Source organism: Microvirga sp. P4_G7 (genome assembly GCF_056401005.1).
Genome location: NZ_JBFUKD010001208.1, coordinates 1 through 520 on the forward strand (window position 1 = coordinate 1; position 520 = coordinate 520).

The 520-nt window shown below is 60.2% G+C and carries 1 pseudogene; it reads left to right on the forward strand.

The features are described from left to right. Positions 1–520, forward strand: a pseudogene (locus AC1DT3_RS23910) (type I secretion system permease/ATPase); the annotation flags it as partial.

Below are 520 nucleotides of genomic sequence, written 5' to 3' on the forward strand. Positions count from 1 at the left end.
GGTGCCCGATCTTCCTCGCGGTGCTTTTTGCATTGCATCCACTTTATGGCTGGGTTGCGCTCATATCAGCGACGATTCTCATCCTCCTCAGTCTCTTGTCCGATTTCCTCACGCGCCGCACGTTGAAGCGGGCCAGCGAATCGGCAATAGACGGCCTGAGCGACATCAGCGGAAGTTTTCGCCACGCGGAGGCGATCGAAGCGATGGGCATGCTGCCGGCGTTGGCCCGACGTTGGCGCGGTTCACAGGTGCGCACGCTCGATCTCCAGGACATCTCGACCAGACGCGGGCGCGCCATGTCATCGCTCACACGTACGTGTCGATACATGATGCAGATCGCAGTTCTATCTGTGGGCGCGATCCTCGTCATCAAACAGGAGGTGAGCCCAGGTTCGATGGTCGCCTCCAGCATCATCATGGGGCGCCTGTTGCTGCCGTTCGACACCATGGTCGACGGATGGCGCCAATGGGTACTCGCGGGCACGGCGTGGAAACGCGTGTGCGATCTTCTGGAGAATCA